General features: G+C 57.5%; 19 protein-coding genes and 1 pseudogene. 16 read left to right on the forward strand and 4 right to left on the reverse strand.

Features of this window, described 5'->3' with window-relative positions:
• The first annotated feature begins 236 nt into the window (after positions 1-236).
• The 7 genes and pseudogenes from LIO98_RS13650 (at position 237) to LIO98_RS13680 (ending at position 9,503) form a co-directional block, all read left to right on the forward strand.
• Positions 237-1,784: pseudogene (locus LIO98_RS13650) on the forward strand (AbgT family transporter).
• Positions 1,785-1,863: 79 nt separating this feature from the next.
• Positions 1,864-3,153, forward strand: a complete 1,290-nt coding sequence (locus LIO98_RS13655) for an amidohydrolase (protein ID WP_291958320.1) — start codon at positions 1,864-1,866, stop codon at positions 3,151-3,153.
• 111 nt (positions 3,154-3,264) lie between these two features.
• Positions 3,265-4,872, forward strand: coding sequence for a phosphoglucomutase (alpha-D-glucose-1,6-bisphosphate-dependent) (gene pgm / locus LIO98_RS13660; protein WP_291958323.1), 1,608 nt, complete (start codon positions 3,265-3,267; stop codon positions 4,870-4,872).
• A gap of 61 nt (positions 4,873-4,933) precedes the next feature.
• On the forward strand, positions 4,934-5,464 hold the full coding sequence (locus LIO98_RS13665; protein ID WP_291958326.1) for an AAA family ATPase: 531 nt from the start codon (positions 4,934-4,936) through the stop codon (positions 5,462-5,464).
• A 391-nt stretch (positions 5,465-5,855) separates the two neighbouring features.
• A complete protein-coding gene (gene adhE, locus LIO98_RS13670) occupies positions 5,856-8,471 on the forward strand; it encodes a bifunctional acetaldehyde-CoA/alcohol dehydrogenase (RefSeq protein WP_291958329.1) in 2,616 nt (871 codons plus the stop codon).
• A gap of 15 nt (positions 8,472-8,486) precedes the next feature.
• Positions 8,487-9,236 (forward strand): phosphotransferase, encoded by a 750-nt coding sequence (locus tag LIO98_RS13675; protein WP_291958332.1) that lies wholly within the window; start codon positions 8,487-8,489, stop codon positions 9,234-9,236.
• A gap of 21 nt (positions 9,237-9,257) precedes the next feature.
• Positions 9,258-9,503, forward strand: a complete 246-nt coding sequence (locus LIO98_RS13680) for a (2Fe-2S) ferredoxin domain-containing protein (RefSeq protein ID WP_291958335.1) — start codon at positions 9,258-9,260, stop codon at positions 9,501-9,503.
• Positions 9,504-9,538: 35 nt separating this feature from the next.
• Here LIO98_RS13680 and LIO98_RS13685 read toward each other — a convergent pair whose 3' ends face one another.
• The 4 genes from LIO98_RS13685 to LIO98_RS13700 all read right to left on the reverse strand — a co-directional run bounded on the left by LIO98_RS13685 (position 9,539) and on the right by LIO98_RS13700 (position 13,377).
• Complete coding sequence (locus LIO98_RS13685) at positions 9,539-10,933, reverse strand: MATE family efflux transporter (RefSeq protein ID WP_291958337.1); 1,395 nt, start codon at positions 10,931-10,933, stop codon at positions 9,539-9,541.
• Positions 10,934-10,980: 47 nt separating this feature from the next.
• Positions 10,981-12,156: a cation diffusion facilitator family transporter gene (locus tag LIO98_RS13690; protein ID WP_291958339.1), complete on the reverse strand. Its 1,176-nt coding sequence runs from the start codon at positions 12,154-12,156 to the stop codon at positions 10,981-10,983.
• Entirely contained in the window at positions 12,119-12,535 is a 417-nt protein-coding gene (locus LIO98_RS13695) for a metal-dependent transcriptional regulator (RefSeq protein WP_291958341.1), read from the reverse strand. Before LIO98_RS13695 ends, LIO98_RS13690 begins: the two co-directional genes overlap by 38 nt.
• A 149-nt stretch (positions 12,536-12,684) precedes the next feature.
• Positions 12,685-13,377 carry a TetR/AcrR family transcriptional regulator gene (locus LIO98_RS13700; RefSeq protein ID WP_291958343.1) on the reverse strand — a complete coding sequence of 231 codons (693 nt, stop codon included), beginning with the start codon at positions 13,375-13,377 and terminating at the stop codon, positions 12,685-12,687.
• A gap of 233 nt (positions 13,378-13,610) precedes the next feature.
• On the opposite strand from LIO98_RS13700, the gene LIO98_RS13705 reads away from it, so the two are divergent.
• The 9 genes from LIO98_RS13705 (at position 13,611) to LIO98_RS13745 (ending at position 22,272) form a co-directional block, all read left to right on the forward strand.
• Complete coding sequence (locus tag LIO98_RS13705; protein WP_291958345.1) at positions 13,611-14,792, forward strand: coenzyme F420-0:L-glutamate ligase; 1,182 nt, start codon at positions 13,611-13,613, stop codon at positions 14,790-14,792.
• Positions 14,785-15,519, forward strand: coding sequence for an acyl-ACP thioesterase domain-containing protein (locus LIO98_RS13710; protein WP_291958348.1), 735 nt, complete (start codon positions 14,785-14,787; stop codon positions 15,517-15,519). Before LIO98_RS13705 ends, LIO98_RS13710 begins: the two co-directional genes overlap by 8 nt.
• A gap of 152 nt (positions 15,520-15,671) precedes the next feature.
• Positions 15,672-16,130 (forward strand): prepilin-type N-terminal cleavage/methylation domain-containing protein, encoded by a 459-nt coding sequence (locus tag LIO98_RS13715; RefSeq protein ID WP_291958351.1) that lies wholly within the window; start codon positions 15,672-15,674, stop codon positions 16,128-16,130.
• A gap of 109 nt (positions 16,131-16,239) precedes the next feature.
• Positions 16,240-16,827 carry a LacI family DNA-binding transcriptional regulator gene (locus LIO98_RS13720; RefSeq protein WP_291958354.1) on the forward strand — a complete coding sequence of 196 codons (588 nt, stop codon included), beginning with the start codon at positions 16,240-16,242 and terminating at the stop codon, positions 16,825-16,827.
• Between the two features lie 107 nt (positions 16,828-16,934).
• Positions 16,935-18,563: an ABC transporter substrate-binding protein gene (locus LIO98_RS13725; RefSeq protein WP_291958356.1), complete on the forward strand. Its 1,629-nt coding sequence runs from the start codon at positions 16,935-16,937 to the stop codon at positions 18,561-18,563.
• A complete protein-coding gene (locus tag LIO98_RS13730) occupies positions 18,560-19,534 on the forward strand; it encodes an ABC transporter permease (RefSeq protein ID WP_273310179.1) in 975 nt (324 codons plus the stop codon). Before LIO98_RS13725 ends, LIO98_RS13730 begins: the two co-directional genes overlap by 4 nt.
• Positions 19,531-20,706 carry an ABC transporter permease gene (locus LIO98_RS13735; protein ID WP_291958364.1) on the forward strand — a complete coding sequence of 392 codons (1,176 nt, stop codon included), beginning with the start codon at positions 19,531-19,533 and terminating at the stop codon, positions 20,704-20,706. Before LIO98_RS13730 ends, LIO98_RS13735 begins: the two co-directional genes overlap by 4 nt.
• Positions 20,703-21,470: an ABC transporter ATP-binding protein gene (locus LIO98_RS13740; RefSeq protein ID WP_291958367.1), complete on the forward strand. Its 768-nt coding sequence runs from the start codon at positions 20,703-20,705 to the stop codon at positions 21,468-21,470. Before LIO98_RS13735 ends, LIO98_RS13740 begins: the two co-directional genes overlap by 4 nt.
• Before the next feature lie 13 nt (positions 21,471-21,483).
• Positions 21,484-22,272: an ABC transporter ATP-binding protein gene (locus tag LIO98_RS13745; RefSeq protein WP_291958370.1), complete on the forward strand. Its 789-nt coding sequence runs from the start codon at positions 21,484-21,486 to the stop codon at positions 22,270-22,272.
• Positions 22,273-22,359 lie beyond the last annotated feature (87 nt).

Here is a 22,359-nt window from a genome sequence, read left to right on the forward strand (position 1 = left end):
CGGCGTCCACGACGGAGCATTAGTAAAAAACGTTAACAGTCTTTCACTGTTTCCCTCATAGATTATAGGTACTATATTCAGATAACCTATATTTATACATATTAGATATCTGCCAGCATAGCTTACAGACATTTATATGTACACGGCGGTTATTCTCATTAACATACCGGAAAGCGTAAATCCGGAGATTATTTTTAAGGAGGAAGTTCTTCATGTCTGGTACCAAAAAGAGTCTAATGGAACGCTTTATCAGCGGAGTCGAACGGATCGGCAACAAGCTCCCACATCCATTTTGGATATTCACGTTTTTGATCGTATTCGTCGTCGGGCTCTCCGCGGTCCTCGCGTCGGCCAATTTTTCAGTGACCTAGACCTATCTCGCGGCGTCCAAAGATCCCACCGTCGCGCCCGCGATGAAGACGGTAGCTGTAAAAAGCCTTCTGAGCTTAGAGGTCCTCAACAAGTATTTCGGTAACTTCGCGGGAGTATACGGCGGCTTCTATCCCATCGGCATCGTGCTGATAATGATGATGGCGATCGGACTCGCGGAAAAATCGGGCTTCATCACCGCCGCGATGAGAAAGATGATCCTGGGCGCCCCCGTGCAGTGGATCATCGCTATTGTGGCCTTCGTCGGCATAAACGCCAACCTGGCCTCGGACGCCGGCGTCGTATTCACCCCGCTGGTGGCGGCGGCAATGCTGAAATCGATCGGTATGAACCCCTGGATCGGCATCATCGCCGGTTATGCGGCGGCCAACGGCGGCTATACGGCCAACTTTTTCATCGCGGGCACCGACGCGCTGCTGGCCGGTATCACTGAGTCGATCTGCATAGGCAACAATATCAACTACCCCATCTCCCCGCTGATGAACTGGTACTTCCTCATCGCCGGCACGGTGGTGCTGACGATATGCACGGTCATCGTCTGCAAATACTTCCTCATCCCCTATCTCCACGGCGGCAAGATTGACGAGATCGACGCCTCCGAGCTTGCGAAACACCAGCTCAGCGCCGATGAGACTAAAGGACTGCGTGTGGCGGGGATAGCGGCGCTCATTTTCGTCGTCGCCCTGGTAGCGATGGCCCTGCCCTCAAGCTCCTTCCTCCGCAACGCCGACGGCGGATTTGTGCCGCGCTCGCCGCTGCTCAACAACGTTGTGGCGCTGCTGTTCCTCTTCTTCTGCACGATAGGCGTCTCGTACGGCTACGCGGCGAAGACGATCAAGTCGATAAACGACATTCCCGGCATGATGCAGGACTCTCTGAAGGGCATCCTCAGCTTCCTCGTCGTCGCGCTTCCCGCCGCCTTCTTCATCGAGCTCTTCAATGAAAGCCAGCTGCCGACGGTGCTCGCGGTCAAGGGCGCGGAGATCCTCAGGGCGGCCAACATCTCCGGTATTCCGCTCTTCCTGCTCTTCATCCTGATATGCACCTGCGTGAACATCTTTATCACCTCTGGCGTCGCCAAGTGGCTGATCCTCGGACCGGTATTCGTCCCGATGCTCGCGATGGTCAATATCTCCCCCGCGATGACGCAGCTCATCTACAGAATCGGCGATACCTGCACAAACATAATCTCTCCCATCGACTACTACGTTCCGGTAATCCTCGGAATGCTTGAGGCTTACCGCACAAACGACAATCAGAAGGTCGGCGTCGGCACGCTGATCTCCCTCTCCATCCCCTTCAGCATCGCCTACATGATCGGGTTCATTGCGCTCCTCGTTTTTTGGTATATATTCAATCTGCCGCTTGGCCCCGGAGCGAGCATATATATGTAAGCTAAACAGCCGGCAGGCGTCCTGGAGGAGCCTCTCCCCCGGGACGCGGGCAGATAGTACTGCATAGGAGATGAGAAAAATGAAAGATACGGAAAAAAGGCTGATCGAGCTGCGCAGGGATTTTCATAAACATGCAGAATCAATGTGGAAGGAATACCGCACGGCCTCCATCGTCGCCAGACATCTGATGACACTTGGCATCCCCGTCGTTATGGGCGACGACCTCTCAGTAAAGGGGATGCAGTTCCAGTATCCCTCGGAGGAAAAGATCGCGGAAGAGAAGAGGCGCGCCATATCGCAGGGCGCGGAGCCGGAGCTCGTGGAAAAGATGTGCGGTCTGCCAGGCGTGATGGGGATCATCGACACTGGAAGAGAGGGACCGGTGACCGCCTTCCGCTTCGACATCGACGCGCTCCCCTTTTCGGAGACGGACGCTTCCGAACACAGACCGGTAAAGGAGAACTATGTTTCCGTCAATGGCGGTTCGTGCTACGCCTGCGGACATGACGGACATACCGCTATCGGGATGATCGTCGCCGAGGAGCTCATGAAGAGAAAAGATAGCCTGCGCGGCAGGATAAAGCTGATCTTCCAGCCCGCGGAGGAGGGCGGCGGCGGCGCGCGCGGCATCGTGGAACGCGGCTGTCTCGACGATGTGGATTACTTCTTCGCAGGACACATCGGCCTCACCCGGCTGGACGGAAAGCCTCTGCCCTCACACGGCATCATCGGCGGCACGAAGGATTTCCTTGACAGCCGCCGCTACAACATCATTTACAAGGGCAAAGCCGCGCACCCCTGCGGCAACCCCAACGACGGCAAAAACGCCCTGCTCGCCTCCTGCGTCGCGGCGCTGGGGATACACACCATCCCGCCGCACTGCCAGGGCGAGTTCCACCAGAACGTCGGCGTCATGCACGCGGGCAGTTCGCGCAACACGATAGCCGCCGACTCCTATATGGAGGTCGAGGTCCGCGGGGAAAACGACATCGTCGCCGAATACGGCGAAAAAAAGATGCTCTCCGTTGTGAAGGGCGCGGCGGAGGCCTATGAGGTCGAGTGCGACGTCGTCCTCATAGGTAAATCTTCCTCCGGGGCCTCCGACGACAAAGCGATAGAGATCGTCATGCGGTGCGCGAGAACGATCCCCTGGTTCACGGAATTCCACGACGTCGGCAGCGTCGGCGGCAGCGACGACGCCTCGGAAATGCTGCGCCGCGTGCAGAAAAACGGCGGCGTCGGCAGCTACATCGGCCTCGGCGCAGACTTTACGGCAAGCTTCCACGATAAGGCCTTCGATTTTGACGAAGGCGTGCTTGCCCCCTCGGTCGAGCTCTTCGTGAAGATGGTGGAGGATATCCACTCCTAAAACGCTGATTCCCTCAAACACACTTCAATACCCAAGAGCCGTGCCTTCGCCGATGTTATATAATAAGTGGCGAAGATACGGCTTCTTAATATCTTGAGGAGGGTACAGACAATGGCGGAACGTCCCGAAATCAATATACCACGGCTGATGGCAGCCTATTATACAGAACACCCGGACATGGCCGACAAGGGGCAGAGGGTCTCCTTCGGAACATCCGGCCACCGCGGCTCGTCACAGAAGGACAGCTTCAACGACGACCATATCGCGGCTATCGCGCAGGCGATCTGCGAGTACCGGCAGGAGAAGGGGATAACCGGCCCTCTCTTCATGGGAATGGATACCCACGCGCTCTCGGAGGCGGCGCTGCGTACGGCGGCGGAGGTCTTCGCGGCAAACGGCGCCGAACTGCGTATGCAGGAAAATTTCACCTATACGCCCACCCCCGTCATCTCCCACGCGATACTCAACTGGAACCGGCAGCCGGGAGCGCCTGCCGCGGACGGCGTCGTCATAACGCCCTCGCACAATCCGCCGCAGGACGGCGGCTTCAAATACAACCCCCCGAGCGGCGGCCCCGCGGGAACGGAGATCACTAAGCTGATCGAGAGACGCGCCAACGAACTCATAGAAAACAGGCTCGCGGGCGTCAGGCGCATCGGCTTCAAAGAGGCGCTCTCGCGCGCCAATGTGCGTTTCATCGACTATGTGGCACAGTATACGGCAGAGCTCGGGGATATCATCGACATGAAGGCGATCGCCGCCTCCGGCCTCAAGATCGGGGCGGACCCGCTCGGCGGCTCAGGCATCTTCTTCTGGGAGCCGATCGTCGAAAGATACGGCCTTGATATCGAGGTCGTCAACAAATCCGTCGATCCTACCTTCTCCTTTATGCCCCTCGACCACGACGGCAAGGTGCGCATGGACTGTTCGTCGCCCTGGGCAATGGCCAAGCTCGTCGCGCTCAAGGACAAATACGACATAGCCTTCGGCAACGACCCCGACTACGACCGCCACGGCATCGTCACCAGGGATGGCCTCATGCAGCCAAACGCCTACCTCGCGGTCGCCATAGAATATCTCTTCACCCATCGGCCGCTGTGGAGCAAAGCGGCGATGGCGGGCAAGACCCTCGTCTCCAGCTCGATGATCGACCGCGTGGCGGCGGGGCTCGGCAGGGAGCTATACGAAGTTCCCGTCGGCTTCAAATGGTTCGTAGACGGCCTGCTCTCCGGCTCGCTCGCCTTCGGAGGCGAGGAGAGCGCGGGAGCCTCCTTCCTGCGCAGGGACGGTTCGGCCTGGAGCACGGACAAGGACGGTTTTATCATGAGCCTGCTCGCGGCGGAGATCACGGCGGTCAGCGGCAAATCACCTTCCGAGCACTACCGTGATATGAAGGAACGCTTCGGCACTCCCTACTATTCGCGCAAAGACGCGCCCGCGACACGCGAGGAGAAGGAGAAACTCAAAAAACTCTCACCAGCGGATGTGACGGCGGAGAGACTCGCCGGAGAAAAAATAACGGCGAAGCTCACAGCCGCCCCGGGAAACGGCGCGCCGATAGACGGCCTCAAGGTTACAGCCGAAAACGGCTGGTTCGCCGCCCGCCCCTCGGGCACGGAGGATATCTATAAAATCTACGCCGAGAGCTTCAAAGGCGAAGAACATCTCGTCGCGATCAACGAAGAGGCGCGGCAGATAGTGGCGAAGGCTATCGCATAGCGGCAGCGGGGAGGCGCGGCGCGCCGCCGCGGCCCCCCTTTACGCGCTGGGAGCGGCGGCGGTGAAAAACGTATTTTTTATCGGAGGAACGATGGGGGCCGGGAAGACGTCCGTCTGCCAAGTTCTCAAGAAAAGGCTCAACCGGAGCGTCTATCTCGACGGCGACTGGTGCTGGGACATGGACCCCTTTCAGGTAACGGAGGAGACAAAGGCGCTCGCGCTGGATAACGTCTGCTGCCTGCTCGGCAATTTCATCCGCTGCTCCGCATATGAAAACGTGATCTTTTGCTGGGTGATGCACCGGCAGGAGATCATCGACTCCATCCTCGCGCACCTCGACACCTCTGGCTGCCGCCTCAATATCTTCTCTCTGGTCTGCGGCGAGGAAGCGCTCCGGCGGCGGCTGGAGGGCGACATTCGCGCCGGGAAGCGCGCGCCGGATATAATCGAAAGAAGCCTTGAATACCTCACGCTCTACGAACGGCTGGACACCCTCAAGATCGACGTTTCAGAGCTAACGCCGGAAAAGGCCGCGGAGCTGATTGTCCAGATGAGCGGAGAAAATTTACCCCGCCAATTTAATATACAGTAAACATCGCTCCCATACTGCCGCCGTCCACATGGCGCGGTTTTGAAAACTCCCCCGCATCTAAAACCTCCCGCACAACGTCCCTTTGCGAAAAGCGGCGTCAGCTCTGCAATTTACCACGCCTCTGAACAGCTATACCCTGCAAACTGACTGTATCAATTTTTTATTGCCAATCCGTCAAAAAACGCCATTGCTGAGCAAAGCTAAGTGATATTTACAGCCATTTGTAATATAGATAATGATATATCGATATATGCATACCGATATACGTCATCTCATATCTTCATAAAATGCTTACCCTCCATTATCATTCTTTGTAGTGAATTGAGATATTTTTCACATTTACAAAACTGAGAACTTTCTATTTGGGTAAAACCGAACAGGAGTGTTGAAAATGGCAAAAGAGAGAGCAAAGGAAGAGCGGATCGTAGACAACGTTGAATCACTCAACGCGAGAATGGCCGAGGTACGCGAGGCACAGAGCAAGTTCGCCCTCTACACGCAGGAGCAGGTGGATAAGATTTTCCTCGCCGCGGCGATGGCCGCCAACAAGGCGCGCATCCCCCTCGCGAAGGCGGCCGTCGAAGAGACCGGCATGGGCATCGTGGAAGATAAGGTGATCAAGAATCATTTCGCCTCCGAATACATCTATAACTATTATAAGGATGTGAAGACCTGCGGCGTCATCGAAGAGGACAAAGCCTTCGGCACGCAGAAGATCGCGGAGCCCGTCGGCGTCATCGCCGCGGTCATTCCGACGACGAACCCCACCTCGACGGCGATATTCAAATCGCTGCTCGCGCTTAAAACGCGCAACGGCATCATCATCAGCCCCCATCCGAAGGCGAAGAACTCCACGATCCTCGCCGCCCGCACCGTGCTTGAGGCGGCGGTCGCCGCCGGCGCGCCGGAGAACATCATCGCCTGGATAGACATTCCCTCGCTTGAGATGACGAACACAGTCATGAGAGAGGCGGACCTCATCCTCGCGACCGGCGGCCCCGGCATGGTCAAGGCCGCCTATTCGAGCGGCAAACCGGCGCTCGGAGTCGGCGCGGGAAACACCCCTGCGGTGATCGACGAAAGCGCTGACATCCGGCTCGCGGTCAGCTCGATCATCCACTCCAAGACATTCGACAACGGCATGATCTGCGCCTCCGAGCAGTCTGTCATCGTCCTTGACAATATATATGACAAGGTGAAAAAAGAATTCGCCGACCGCGGCTGTTTCTTCCTCAACAAGCCGGAGACGGAGCAGGTGCGCAAGACGATCATCGTCAACGGCGCGCTTAACGCGGCGATCGTCGGACAGAGCGCCTTTAAGATCGCCTCGCTCGCCGGCGTCAACGTGCCGGAGAAGACGAAGATACTCATCGGCGAGGTAGAGAGCGTCGACATCAGCGAAGAGTTCGCGCACGAAAAGCTCTCCCCCGTCCTCGCGATGTACCGGGCCGGCGACTTCAAAGAGGCCGTCTCCAAGGCGGAGCACCTCATCGCGGACGGCGGTTTCGGACACACCTCGTCGCTCTATCTGGACGCCGTAACGGAGCGTGAAAAGCTCGACTACTTCAAGGCCCGCATGAAGACGGGGCGCGTCCTCGTCAACACGCCCTCCTCGCACGGCGGCATCGGCGACGTCTACAACTTCAAGACCACTCCCTCGCTGACGCTCGGCTGCGGCTCCTGGGGCGGCAACTCCGTCTCGGAGAACGTTGGCGTAAAGCACCTTCTCAACATAAAGACCGTGGCCGAAAGGAGAGAGAATATGCTCTGGTTCCGCGCTCCTCAGAAGTTATACATCAAGAAGGGCTGCCTGCCCGTGGCGCTACGCGAGCTGAAGGAGGTCCTCGGCAAAAAGAGGGTCTTCGTCGTGACGGACAGCTTCCTCTATAACAACGGATACACCAAGGCGATCACCGACCGCCTCGACGAAATGGGCATCACCCACACCACCTTCTTCAATGTCGCCCCCGACCCGACGCTCGCCTGCGCGCGCGAGGGCGCGGCGGCGATGCACGCCTTCGGCCCCGACTGCATAATCGCCCTCGGCGGCGGCTCCGCGATGGACGCCGGTAAGATCATGTGGGTCCTCTACGAGCACCCGGAGGCGGACTTCATGGATATGGCGATGCGCTTCATGGATATCAGGAAGCGCGCCTACACCTTCCCCAAGATGGGCGAAAAAGCCTATTTCATCGCCGTACCGACCTCGGCGGGCACCGGCTCCGAGGCGACGCCCTTCGCGGTCATCACCGACGAAAAGACGGGCGTAAAATACCCGCTCGCGGACTATGAGCTGATGCCGAACATGGCGATCATCGACGCCGACATGATGATGAACGCCCCGAAGGGGCTGACGGCGGCCTCCGGGATCGACGCCGTGACCCACGCGCTCGAGGCCTACGCCGCGATGCTCGCGACGGAATACACCGACGCGCTCGCGCTGCGCTCCCTGAAATCGATCTTCGAGTTCCTGCCGCGCGCCTATGACGACGGCCCCAACGACCCCGTGGCGCGCGAAAAGATGGCGAACGCCGCGACGATGGCCGGCATGGCCTTCGCGAACGCCTTCCTCGGCGTCTGCCACTCGATGGCCCATAAGCTCGGCGCCTTCCACCACCTGCCCCACGGCGTGGCAAACGCCCTTATGATAGAATATGTGCTGCGCTTCAACGCCGAAGAGGTCCCCTCGAAGATGGGCACCTTCCCGCAGTACGCCTACCCGCACACCCTCGCGCGCTACGCGGAGGTCGCCGACTACCTCGGCCTCAAGGGCAGGGACGACAGGGAAAAGCTTGAGAGCCTCATCGCCGCGGTGAACGGCCTTAAAGAGCACGTCGGCATCAAAAAGACGATCAAGGATTACGGCATTGACGAAAAGGCATTCCTCGCCACGCTCGACGAGATGACGGAACAGGCCTTCGACGACCAGTGCACCGGCGCGAATCCGCGCTACCCGCTGCTCTCCGAGATAAAAGATATGTACCTCAAAGCCTACTACGGAAAATAGGAGGAGGATACGAAGATGAAACTTGAAAAGATCATTGCGGTACGCACCTCAAAGACCGTCTTTCGCGACGGGGACAAGTGTATAAAACGCTTCGACCAGGACCATTCCAAGGCGAAGATACTCTCCGAGGCGGCGACGCACGCCAAGGTCGAAGAGAGCGGCCTCCCCGTGCCGAAGGTGCTCGAGGTGACGAAGGCCGAGGGCAAGTGGGCGATCGTCTACGAATTTATCTCCGGCAAGACCCTTGACCGGCTCGCCGAAGAGGCCCCTGAAAGAGCGGACGAATACATGGAACGTTTCGTAGAGGCGCAGCTCAAAATAAACGCCGCCAAGGCGCACAGCCTTGAAAAACTCAAAGACCGCCTCGCCGAAAGCCTCTTCGCGGCGGACCTCCCCTCCGCGACGCTCTACGAACTCCACATGCGCCTCGAGTCGCTGCCCGTGGGAGACCGTATCTGCCATGGAGACTTCGCCCCCAGCAACCTGATCGTCAACGGCGCGGACGAAGATTATATTGTGGACTGGTCGCACGCGGCGCAGGGCGTCCCCGCGGCTGACGCGGCGCGCACCTACCTCCTCTTCTGGCTCGCCGGAGAGATTGACGGCGCGGACAGATACCTCAGCCTCTACTGCGAAAAGAGCGGCGTCGCCAAGGCGGAGATACAGAAGTGGATACCGCTGCGCGCCGCCGAGAGGCTCGCGCAGGGCAAGGCGGAAGAGCGCGAATTTCTGCTCTACTGGGTCAACGTTGTAGATTACGAATAACAAAAGGCAGGTAATATAGAGATGATAAAGATCAAAGTCTGCATCGGCAGCGCATGTCACGTAAAGGGTTCACGCCAGGTCGTCGAGGGGCTCCAGTTCCAGATCGCGGAGCATTCGCTCAAAGATAAGATCAATCTCGGCGGCGTATTCTGCATGGGACGGTGCCAGGAGGGTGTCTGCGTGACCGTGGACGATAAGTTCTACTCCGTCGCGCCGCAGGACGTCGCCTCATTCTTTGAAAAAGAGGTCCTGCCCCTCGCGAAATAAATCGATACTCACGTCACAACACCGCCCGCCGGCTGTCAACCGGCGGGCTTTTTGCCGTCCGCGGCCCGGCGGGAGGCGGTATTTTTCTCCAACACCTTGAGATTCTCGTTAAGCCGGAGCGCGATGATCCCCATCACGAAGCCGGTGATAACGTCCGCTGCGGGCTGGGCAAAAATGACGCCGTTTAAGCCCGCTGCGCGGGGCAGCGTCAGAATGGCGGGGATAAAAAAGAGAGCTTGACGGCCGGCGCTGAGCACCCAACCGCCCAACGATTCACCGAGAGCCAGAGAGAGCATCGAATAAATGGCCTCCATTCCATAGAACAGAAACGTTATAACGTTGACGCGAAGCGCCCATGAGCCGAATCTGACAACGCTGCCGTCATTTGCCGTAAACAGAGAGATCACGGAGGCAGGGAAGGCCGCCATCAAAAGCACAAAAAGAACGCAAAAGCAGGTCGTCCATTCGACGGCGACCTTTGTGGCGTTCCGCAGCCGGTCATATCGTTTTGCGCCGTAGTTATAACCGGCGACAGGCTGAAACCCCTTAGCAAAGCCGAATACCGCATAAATGCCCATGGAGATCACACGGGTGACTATGCCCATAGCGGCAATGGCCGAATCTCCATAAGGCTTGGCGGCCATGTTGGTCATGCTGATCGCGGCACTGGCGGCAAGCTGAAAGACAAAGATCGGGATCCCTACCTTGAATATTTCTCTAAATACCGTCCTCTCAAAAGTAAATTCTTTCGGGGAAAAGCTAAAGACGCTCTTCCTATTCAAAATATAAGCGAGATACATGACAGCGGTGACGGCCTGCGCGGCAGCCGTCGCTAAAGCCGCGCCGAGGATCCCCATACGCAGCCCATAAATAAAGACCGGGGCGAAGAACGTATTCAGCGCGGCCCCCAGGAGCATGGCAGCCATAGAAACCTTGACGGCCCCCTCGCTGGAGGCGATATTGTTCATAGTGACGTTAAAAATATTGAAGACTGAACTTGCCACATAAACCACCGCGTATTGCCTGGCATAGGGTAAAATCGTCTCTGTCGCCCCAAGTCCAAGCAATACATGATCCAGGCGGCATTCAATGCCAATAATTACGATAGTGCCAAAAATAAGGCTGGAATACAGCGCCGTCGAAGCGACACGCCCCGCCTCTTTCCCTCTCCCCTCCCCAAGCAGCCGGGACAGATAAGACGCCGCACCGCCGCCAAACATCACGGCTATCCCCACAAGAGCCTGACCGAGAGGGAACGCGACGGAGACGGCTCCCATCTGACTTGTGCCAAGACCTCCGACAAAATAGGCGTCGATGAGGTTATAAAACCCCGTTACCAACATGCCAATCATCGTCGGTACTCCCATTTTTAAAAGCAGCGCCGGTATCGGAGCCTCCCGCAGCATTTTGATTCTCGCTTCGCCGTTCATCTCTGACAATACTCCCTTCTAACTCTGGTTACAGGTAAAAACACATGTTACCGGCCCCTGCGCAGGCCCGTGATAACAAGTTTGGGAATGACCTGATAGGTCGTATCGACGGAACAGACAGCCCTCCCGACCGCCAGCTTCACGGCGTTTTCCTGTTTTTGGAGCCGTCTGGAGCCGGCTATTGTCAAAACGACATTCGTATGAAGGCCGGACCTTACAATACGCAGTTCCTTGACCTGGGCCGACGCGTCAAAAACTTTCACTGCCCGTTCCGCTTCGGCGGTTACAGCCTCTGCCGCGGCGGGATCCTCCACCAAAAGGTCGGTTTGAATCGTGGCGTCGCAGTCCATATTGGCAAATAGCCGATATGATATCTCCTGCGCCGCGGCGTTCAGGTCGAAGCAGCTATCGTCGCCGCGCCCCTCTATGTGCATGGAGACCGCGTAGCGTCCCAGCCCGTAATCATGGATCAACAGATCGTTTATCCCATATACGGCTGGATAACAGGCAGCACAGGAGATGATCTTATTCTCCAAACTTTTGTCGGGGAACTGCCCCATCAACCGACCCGCCACCTCAACCATCGCCTTGGAACCGGAGAAGATGATAAAGAAGGAGACGAGAAGCCCGCACCAGCCGTCGATATACCATCCCGTAAGCCGTTCCGCGATCAAAGAAAACAGAATGGCCAAGGTTGCCGCCATATCGCCGATACAGTCGGCGGCGGCTTTCATGGAGGCGGAATCTATCGCCGTCCCTATTTTTTTGTTGTAACGGTACATATATAACTTCACCAGGACAGAGCAGGTAAGAACCGCCGCCGTTACGGCGCCGCAGCTGACAGACTGCGGAATATGAATCGCGGACAGGGACTTTTTGGCCAGCACCCCGCCAACCATAATGACCGCGATAGAAGATAAAAAACCCATCAGCCACTCATAACGCCCATGGCCAAAACGATGGTTCTCCCCCGCGCCAACTCCGGCGAGACAGAAACCGATGAATGAGGCGATGGAAGAGACCGCATCCGATAAATTATTAAATCCGTCGGCTACGATCGCTGTGGAACCGCTTACGAGACCGGAGAAGAGCTTGACGCCAAACAGCAGGAGGTTGAAAAAGATGCCGACGCCGGAGCATAGCTTTGCATAAGCCTCCTGGACGGCGGGAGAATCTGTATTTTCGCTATCTTTTATCCAGCGCCTGATAAGAAATGAGATCATCCGCCGTAACACCTCCGTTCCGTTTCACAAACTTTTGCAGGGCTTCAAAAGTTCTATCGCTTACAACGTGCTCCATAGCTCCCGCGTCAAGTCTTGCGGTCTCCGCGGGAATCCCCAAAAACCGAATAAGAAAAATTTGAATGACAGAAAAACGGCCGTACAATCTATTCGCGGCCTCAAATCCCCTCTCTGTCAGACAGACGTCGTTGTCCAGTACGGCAACGTAATCCTTTTTCACAAGTTTTTTCACCATATTGCTAACACTCGGCCGGGAAATTTTCAGACTTGCCGCGATATCCGCTTCCCTGACCTTACCCTGTCTTTGATGGAGCAAAAGAATCGCCTTCAAATAGTTCTCGCCGGAATATCTTAACGACACGTGACCACCTCCTTTTTTGAGTAAATTTCCTCACTGAATATTACGACTCCGCACCCAGCTTGTCAATAAATAAATTTACTCACTAAAGAGGCATAAAAATGCCGGAACATGTACCATGGGCAAAGTTCCGGCGTTGATTTTAGGATTTATTATTTTTCGGAGGCGGACCGCAGAGAACTCCGCTGATGAAAGGAATCACGGGAAATCCCCAATACGCGGGCAAACATATCATATGTAAAATCCAGGAACGAGGCCATATAATCACCTGTGTTGACGGGGGGGATTTTATGATGGAACGTATGGACCAGCCCGAAAATCAAAAAACGGGCGGCGGCGGAAGCGTCGTCAACATTGAATGCCTTTTCGTCCGCCCCCTGCTCTATGATCGGGGTTATAACGGATACCCACTGTTCCGCGACATTATCTATATAGATGGCGCGTATATCCTCCCCCTCGTTATAGCGGGACTCAAAATCTCGGTGACTCATGGCAAATTCAAAAATTCGTTTTATCACAAGCTCTAATTTTTCCGCGGCGGGCATCTCCTTTGAGATCGGGACCTCTAATTGCTCCGCCATTTTCATTGCGTAATATTCGGAGGCGGCGGAAAAAATTTCCGTCTTGGATTTAAAGTAGCGGTAGCAAAGCCCCGGCGAGACGTTCATTCTGTCCGTTATATCCTGAACGGTCATATTATCGTAGCCTTTTTCCGCAAGCAGTTCCAGCGCCGTTTCAATAATTTCCCGCCGCCGTTCCTCCGGCTCTTTGCTGATCCGCGGTCTCCTGGGGCTGTTGCGCGCCCGCCGTTCCCTCATGGCCGATGAATCGTCCGTCTGCCTCATGTTCGCACCTCCGCGTAATTATAAATGAGTAAATAAATTCATTATCGCCATTTTTATATTTATGTCAAGGTTTAATCAGAGGCGGTCGCATTCCTCACGTTCTCATGCAACGGCAGACGGCTGTTGATCTATGCGTTTGCCATGATTTGTGTAATTATGTATTTCACAAAATCATGTTTAAGATGATACAATAGGGTGTTATTAAAAATACTTTTGCAGAGGGGTACGATCTAATGCGTTATGTTGGAACCGTTTCAAGGGGGATACGCCTCCCGGTCGTCACCAGGGGCGCCGATATTGTAAAGATCATATCCGACAGCATAATCAATGCGGCGGAATCGGAAAGAGATAAATTCGAGATGAGGGACCACGATATCATCGGCGTTACGGAGTCGCTCGTGGCGCGCTCACAGGGCAATTACGTGACGCTGGAGGACATTTCAAACGACGTCGCGAAGAAGTTCCCCGCGGGGGACGTCGCGGTGATCTGCCCGATACTCTCGCGCAACCGCTTCCACCAGCTGCTCCGCGGCATGGTGAAGGGGATAAAGGGCCATGTGCACGTCATCCTCACCTATCCCTCGGACGAGGTCGGCAACCAGATCATCGAGCCGATGAACTATTACCTCAACAGCGCGAAACTCTCCGGCGAATGCTTTGACGAAAAAGAATACTACGATATATTCGGAGAATGCAAGCATCCCTTCACAGGCGTCGACTACGTACAGCTCTATAAGAGTATCGACCCCGGGCGCGTCAGCGTGCATTTCTCAAACAATCCGCTCTCGGCGCTCAAGTTCGCGAAGCAGGTGATCGTCGCCAGCATCCACGCCCGCCAGATCCACCGCGACATTCTTGAAAAGGGCGGCGCGGAGAGGGTCGTGACGATGGACCAGATATGCAGCGAACCGGCGCGTCCCGGCGCGGGCTACAACGAAGATTACGGCCTCTTGGGCTCCAATTACACGAACGACGAGTCCGTCAAGCTTTTCCCGCACGACTGCGGCGAGTTTGTCAACAAACTCCAGGCGGAGCTCAAAGAGCGCACAGGGAAAGATGTCGAGGTGCTGGTCTACGGCGACGGCGCCTTCAAAGATCCCGTCTGCGGCATCTGGGAGCTCGCGGACCCCGTGGTCTCGCCCGGCTACACGGATGGGCTCAACGGTATGCCGAAGGAGATAAAGTTTAAATACGTCGCGGACAACGTCGGTGAAAAGGATCCGACGGCGGCGGTCGAAGAGGCGATCCGCGCGAAGAACCGCCTCGACAAGTTCGGCCACTCGACGCTCGGCACGACGCCGCGCCGTCTCACGGACCTCGTGGGTTCGCTCTGCGACCTCACTTCGGGTTCAGGCGATAAGGGTACGCCCGTCATTTACATCCAGGGCTACTTCGACAATTACCTCGATGACTGAGTTAGAAAACGTCCTTCCGTTCAGCGGCATCGACCCGCACGGGCGCGTAAAATTCTCCGTGCTGCTGGAGATGTTCCAGCAGATGGCCGACGCGGACGCCTCAAAGTACGGCCTCTCCGTACGCCAGACGCTGGAGCACAACATCACCTGGGTGCTGCGCAAATACCGCATCGACCTTGAAAAGTACCCCACCAAGGAGAGCGGAAAGATAGTCATCAAGACCTACGCCGAACCGTTCAGGAATCTCTTCTCGCTGAGAAGCTTCAAACTCTGGGACGCGCACGGGGAATTTCTCGGCTCCGCCTATACCTGGTGGGTGCTCCTCGACTTCATAAAACAGCGCCCGATACGTCTGGACAAGTGCGAGCTGATGAACGCCTTCATGGAACAGCTGACGGACGAGCTGCCGACCGACGTGAAGATACCGGCGGTGACGGCCCCCACGATGGAGGAACCGTGGAAGGTGCGCTGGCAGGACCTCGACGTCAACGACCACACCAACCACGCCGTCTACTTCAACTGGGCGCTCGACACGGTGCCCGACGAAGTTCCAGACAAGATGGCGCCGGTTTTTGTCGAGGGAGAGTTTCTCCACCCCATCCCGCGCACAAGGGTACGCTGCCTCACGCAGGAACTTCCCCGCGAAGAGGGGCGGAGCTTCCTCCACTCGCTGCGCCACCAGGAGGACGACACGGAATACGCGAAGCTGTCGTCTCGCTGGCGATAGGCATAACACGATACTACAGGCGGCAAACAGCTTGATTTCACGGCCCTCACAAGATTGTGAGGGCTTTTTCTGTTTATAGCAAAAATTTGCGCTATAATGGCGCATATAGTATCCATGTTGAAATACATGGAAACTCCATTGGAGGAATTGCTATGAAAAAGGCTCATCGCGCGTTCACGCTTGTAGAGCTGCTTATTGTCATAATAATTATCGGTACGCTGGCTGGGATGATGATGCTCGCGGCGGGCTCCGCTACGTCTAAAGCGGAGGCGACGAAGATCGTGGCCAATCTGCGGACGCTCAAAAGCGCCGTTATGATGTACGAGGCGGAGAACGTACCCTTTCCTAATAACACCATAATATACATGGATGAAAAACCAAACTCTTTAGATAACTACTTAGATAACTCAGGTTTAAGCGGCGCTTATTTTTTCCTGAGGCAAGATCCGTGGTCATATGTGGCTTTTGCCGGTGAAACTGCAAAACCTCAGATTACAAAAGACAGCGATGTCTGGAAGCAAATTTTAATGATGGCAGACAACGCGGGATTGTATATATCCTCCGCCAACGTATCAGAAGTATGGAGCCTTATAAACGATCCCAGAAAATAACATTTTATAGCCGTTATTTAAAAAAATAATTATGACCACTAAATAACAATTTACACCGCTTATGCACTTTGATATAATCTATTCAATCGGTTGCACAAGGGGTGTTCCCATGAAAGTTACCATGCAGGATGTCGCGAATCAGGCGGGTGTGGACAAGGCCACGGTGAGCCGCGTACTCCGCGGCGACCACCGGATATCGGAAAAGACAAAGATAAAGGTGATGGAGAGCGTACGCGCCCTCAACTATAAACTGGACCGCAACGCAAGAAACCTCTCAACAAACACCAGCGGACTTATCGGCGTGGTGATGCGCGACCTCAACAGGTCGTGGCTCGGGGCCTTTCTCGCGGGTATTGACCGCGCCTTTGCGAACTCGGAATATGAGATACTTCTAAAATCCACGGAGGGCAACGCGATGCGCGCCCGGCGTGAGCTAAGTACCCTTGATGGACGGCACGTGGAGGGCTTAATCTGGTGCGATGCGGAGAACTTTCCGCCCGAGCCGCGCATGCCGGCGGTCTGTCTCGGCTTTACGGCGCCCGGCGCTTATTCGGTGACGATGGAAAACGCGGAGGACGCGCCCACCTTTGAGACCGGCGTGCTCGTCGGCAGGATGATGCTCAAAATAGTCACCGGCAAGCCCCTTCCCGGCAGGGACATAAGGGTCATGCGGCCATTGGAACAGACGGCGGATTAACGGAAATAACGCCGGTTTATGCCGTTACCGCTCATTACAGGAAGGTCGTGGCAACGACATTGAACGGAATTAAAAAAATTTTATGTTTTTTAGCTTTACTGACGGCATTGGCCTCTCCGAGGGGCGCAAGCGCCGATGAGAGGATAGATATAGACAATATACGCGGGCCGAAGATAGAGGAGCTCGCGATGCTGATAATCTCCAACCCCGACGCGCAGATAATGGCCGCCGAGGCAGGAGAGCTCGATATCGTGAGCGATATCGCCCGCCCCTCGGACATCGACCGCCTCAGCGCCAATAAAAACCTGCAGATGTCCCTCGCGCGCGGCATGCACGCCTTCTTTTTGCTGCTCAATAACCGCGCCGCGCCCTGGGATGATAAGGATGTGCGCCGCGCCGCCGCGATGGCGATCGACCGCGGCAGCATCGTCCGCATGATCTTCTCCGGCTACTGCGAACCGATAAATTCCTGGCTTCCCCCCGTATCGCCGTGGGCGCTGGCCAACAGCACGGAGGATATTTACAATCCCGCCGCCGCAAAGGAACTGCTGAAGAAAAAGGGATACAGCTGGGACCTCGCGGGGATGCTCGTCGCCCCCGACGGCAAGAGGCTGCCCACGATGAAGCTGCTGACGCCGCTCGCGCGCGTCGCGCCGACGACGGCGGAGCTTGCGGAGCTGATCGCCGATTCGCTGAAAGCGGTGGGCTTCCCCGCCGAGGTGGACCCGATAGATTTTTCCACGATGATCGCGCGGCTCGACCGCAAGGATTATTCGCTGGCGGTGCTGGCCTGGAGCATGGGGCGCAACCCCGATTCTCTCTATTCTTTTTATCACAGCGATATGGACGTTGAGGGCGGCTACAATATGGCCGGCATCAGGGACGCGAGGCTCGACAAGGCACTCTCTGAACTGCGCTACGCGCCGGACCGCGCCGCCGCCGAGAGGGCCTCGGATGAGGCGCAGCGACTGCTGCTGGAGCTGATGCCCTCGGTGCCGATCTACAGCCGCATCTCGGTGGCGGCGATCTCCGGCAAATGGAAGAATATCTTCACCACGGACAAGATGACGGCGGACAATATGTGGACGCTGCTCACGGCGGAGCCGAAGGACGGCAGAATGCGCCCCCTGACGATGCTGCTGCCGGAAGAGCCGCGCAACCTCAACCCCTTCACCGCCTCCTCGGCCTATTCGTGGCAGGTGCTCAGCATGATATACGAAACGATGCTCTCCACAAACCCCTACACGCTCGAGAACATGCCGGGGCTCGCCGCCTCGTGGGATATCCGCACGGCGGGGGAGGGTAAATCGCGCCACACGGAGCTGACCTTCAAGATCAGGCGCGGCCTTCGCTGGAACGACGGCAGCCCGCTGACGGCGCGCGACATAAAGGCCAGCATTGACTTCATCCATAAGAATAAGATACCGCGCTTCTTTGACTCGGTAAAAAACATCAGAAGTGTCGAGACGCCGGACGACTACACGCTGCGCGTCGTAATGGAGGGCGTCAGCTACTGGTATCTTGACAACGTCGCGGGCATTCCGGTGCTCCCGCAAAAGGTCGTAGCTGATATCAAAGACTGGCAGAGCTGGGACCCTCTCAGCACGAAAAACGCAGGCGGCCCGCGCGGCCTTGTGGGAAGCGGCCCATTCATGCTTAAAAGCTATAAGCCGGGAGAATATGTGATGATGAAGAGAAATCCCCACTACCGGCTGCTGGGAGGCGGGACAAGATGAGCGGGAGATGGTTCCTGAAACGCCTCCTCTCTTCTTTCGTCGTCCTCGCGGCGGTGCTGGTGCTCAACTTCTTGCTCTTCCGCATGATGCCGGGCGACGCGGTGAGCACGATCATCGATCCCTCTTTCTCGCCGGAGGCCAAGGAGAACCTGCGCGCCCTCTACGGCCTGGACCGCCCGCTGTGGGAGCAGTTCGTCATCTATATCAGGCAGATGCTCACCTTCAGCTTCGGTCTCTCCTTCCTGAGCCGCAAACCGGTCTGGGACGAACTCGTCTCACGCCTGCCCGTGACGCTGACCCTCACGGTAAGCTCGATGGCGCTCTCCTCCGCGCTCGGCGTCTGGCTGGGCATCAAAGCGGCGCTGAACCGCGGGCGGCTGGCGGAGAAGATAGTGCTGCGCGCGAGCGCCGTCACCTCATCATTTCCAGGCTTCTTCGTCCAGCTCGTGCTGCTTATGTTATTCGCGCGCGCCCTGCCGATATTCCCGCTGCGCGGCACCCTATCAGTTCCGCCGCCAACGGGCGCGCTCGGCATATTCCTCGACTACGGCTGGCACCTGGCGCTGCCAGTGCTGTCTCTTTCATTGATGGGGTTCGGCGGCTGGGCCCTCTACGTGCGCAACCTCATGGTGCGCGCGCTCAATGAGGACTTTGCGCTGATGGCCCGCGCCCGCGGCCTTTCGCGCGGACGCGTCGTCTGGCACGCCTTCCGCACGATACTGCCGCCGATCCTGACGATCCTCCTGATGTCGGTACCCGGGCTCGTCTCCGGCGCGGTGATCACGGAGTCGGTCTTCTCGCTGCACGGCGTGGGCACCTTCCTGCTGGAGGCGATCTCCGGCCACGACTACCCCAGCGCGGGAGCCTCCTTCTATTTGCTCGCGCTGATCACCGTATTCTGCAACCTGCTCGCCGACATCACCTACGGGCTTGTCGACCCGCGTGTGCGCATTGAGGGCAAGGTACAATGAGAGGCATCCTTACACGCAAAAGCGTAATCGCCTTCATCGCCATCTCCCTAATAGGAGCCTTCGCGCCCCTTATAATGAGCCAGTCGCCATACGCAATAACCGGCGCGCCGTTCGCGCGTCCCGTCTGGTGGCGCGGCGGCACACTGTCCGCGACGCGAAATTTCACGATAAACGATGGCCGTATCGACCTCGAATGGGATAAAAACCCGCCGGCGATATTCTCGCTCTCAGGCCGGATCACCGCGAAGCCGGGATCCAACGTGCGCGTGATCTGGCGCACGCGTGATAAAGACTATCTGCTCGATAATCTCAGCGGTTCAGAGACATACTGGATAAACCAGGACGGGCGCGACATGATATTCAAGCAGGCTCTCGGCCTGCCCCTCATCAGCAGGAGCGTCGACTACCTCTTTCCGACGCACGGCGCGTACAGCCTCATCGTCGAGGGCGCGAAGAGCGTGGAGCTCAAACTGTCGCTGCCCGGCGAACGGCAGGGGCTGCTCGGCACCGACCAGCGCGGACGCGACGTCTTTACGATGCTCATCTACGGCATCCGCACCTCTCTGATAATCGGCATCAGCGCGACGATCATCGCGAGCCTGCTGGGCATGGCCTTCGGCCTCACCGCCGGTTACATCGGCGGCTGGTGCGACACGCTCATTATGCGTGTGGTGGACATCCTCCTTTCGATACCGACGCTGCCGATACTGATGGTGCTCGCGGGCGTCTGGGGCAAGGGGCTCTGGCAGCTCGTGCTGATACTCTCCATCTTCTCCTGGATGGGCACGGCGCGCTCCGTGCGCGCGCTCGTCCTCACCGTGCGCGAAAGCCCCTGGGTGGAGTCGCTGCGCGCCCTCGGCGCGAAACGCGGCTACATACTCTGGCGGCACCTCGTGCCGGAAACCGCGCCGATACTGCTGGCGAACATCGCGCTCGGCGTGCCGGGGGCGATACTCGCGGAGGCGGGGCTCGCCTTCCTCGGCCTCTCCGACCCGCGCCTGATCTCCTGGGGCCGCATGCTGCACGAGGCGCACTCCTTCGGAGCCTTCACCGAGGGCGCGTGGTGGCTGCTGCTGCCGCCGGGATTCGGCATCGTAGCGATCTGCCTGATATTTATGGATATGGGAAAATTCCTGGAAGAAAAGATAGACCCGAGGCTCAGCGGAAAATGATACTTGAGATAAAAGACCTTAACGTCACCTACAACAGCAAATCAGCCAGCCCCAATGCCGCGGTGCGCGGCGTATCCCTCGCGCTGGAAGAAAACTCCTTCAGCGGCCTCATCGGCGAATCCGGCAGCGGCAAGAGCACGGTGATAATGACGCTGCTCGGCCTGCTGCCGAGAGACAGCGCGGCGAGCGGCGAAATTTTATACAAGGGTCGAAATATCCTGGGCATTCCCGAGGATGAGGTGGCCTCCCTGCGCCAGCGTGAGATCGCCCTCATTCCGCAGGGGGCGCTCAATTCCTTCACGCCGGTGATGACTATCGGCCGCCACCTGCGCGAGGTGCTGGAACTGCACCTCGGCCTCAAAGGCGAAGCCGCCGAAAGGCGGATCACCGGGCTGCTCGCGGAAGTCGAGCTTCCCCCCGAGATCGCCGCGCGCTATCCCCACGAACTTTCGGGCGGACAGAAACAGCGCGCCGCGATCGCCATCGCCCTCTCCTGCGAACCCAAGCTCGTCCTCGCCGACGAGCCTACGACGGCGCTAGACGTCATCACCCAGGCGGCGATCCTCCGGCTTCTTGAACGGCTGCGCCGTGAAAAGAATCTAACGATACTGCTCGTCACCCACGATCTGCCGCTGGCCGCCTCGGTATGCGGCGAGCTCTTTGTCATGAAGGACGGGAAGCTGATCGAAAGCGGCACGCCGCGGCGGCTGATCGAATCGCCGCGCGAAGCGCACACCAGGGCGCTCATCGCCGCGATGCTGTAGGAGCGTGATTACGATGGAAAATATTGTAGAGATAAAAGAGCTCACCATAGAATTCAACTCCCGCGGCGCCAAAAGCCACCGCGCCCTCGACGGCCTAGACCTCGCCCTTGAACGCGGCGGCACGCTCTCGATCGTCGGCGAGTCGGGCAGCGGCAAGAGCACCCTGCTGCGCGCGGCGATGGCGCTAATCCCCCCCACCGCCGGCAGCGTGGCGCTCTTTGGCAGAGATACGGCGAAGATCACAACGGCGGAGCTCAACGGCCTGCGCCGTCGCTGCGGCTACGTGCCTCAGGACCCCTACGGCGCGATACCGCCAGGGCTGTCGGTCATCGACGCGGTGATGGAACCGGAGATAATCGCGGGAGTTAAAAGAACTAAAGAGGAACGCCTCGAACGCGCGAAAAAACTGCTCGCCGAGGTCGGCCTCGCCGGGGAGAGGATACTCGCCTCGCGCGGCGTCGGCCTCTCCGGCGGACAGCGTCAGCGCGTCGAACTTGCGCGCGCCCTGATGCTAGATCCAGAACTGCTGCTCTGCGACGAACCGACCTCGATGCAGGACGCCTCGACGCGCGGCGAGATCATCGAAGTGCTGCGCCGCCGTACCGACAGCGGCATGTCGATGCTCTTCGTCACCCACGACCTGCTCCTCGCAGCCCACGCGGCGCAAAAGATAGTCGTCCTCAAAGAGGGCAGACTATGCGAAAGCGGCGATTCAAAAGAGGTGCTCGCCGCCCCGCGGCACCCATACACAAAGGCGCTGCTGGACGCGCTGCCGAGAATATCGCCCGCAAAAAATCCTTAGCGGCTTAAAATTACTGAAATAATATTTTACACACTGCACGGCTTGGCCATATGACTCCATTTTACTATAATATAAATTATTATACTT

The organism is Cloacibacillus sp., assembly GCF_020860125.1.
GTDB lineage: Bacteria > Synergistota > Synergistia > Synergistales > Synergistaceae > Cloacibacillus.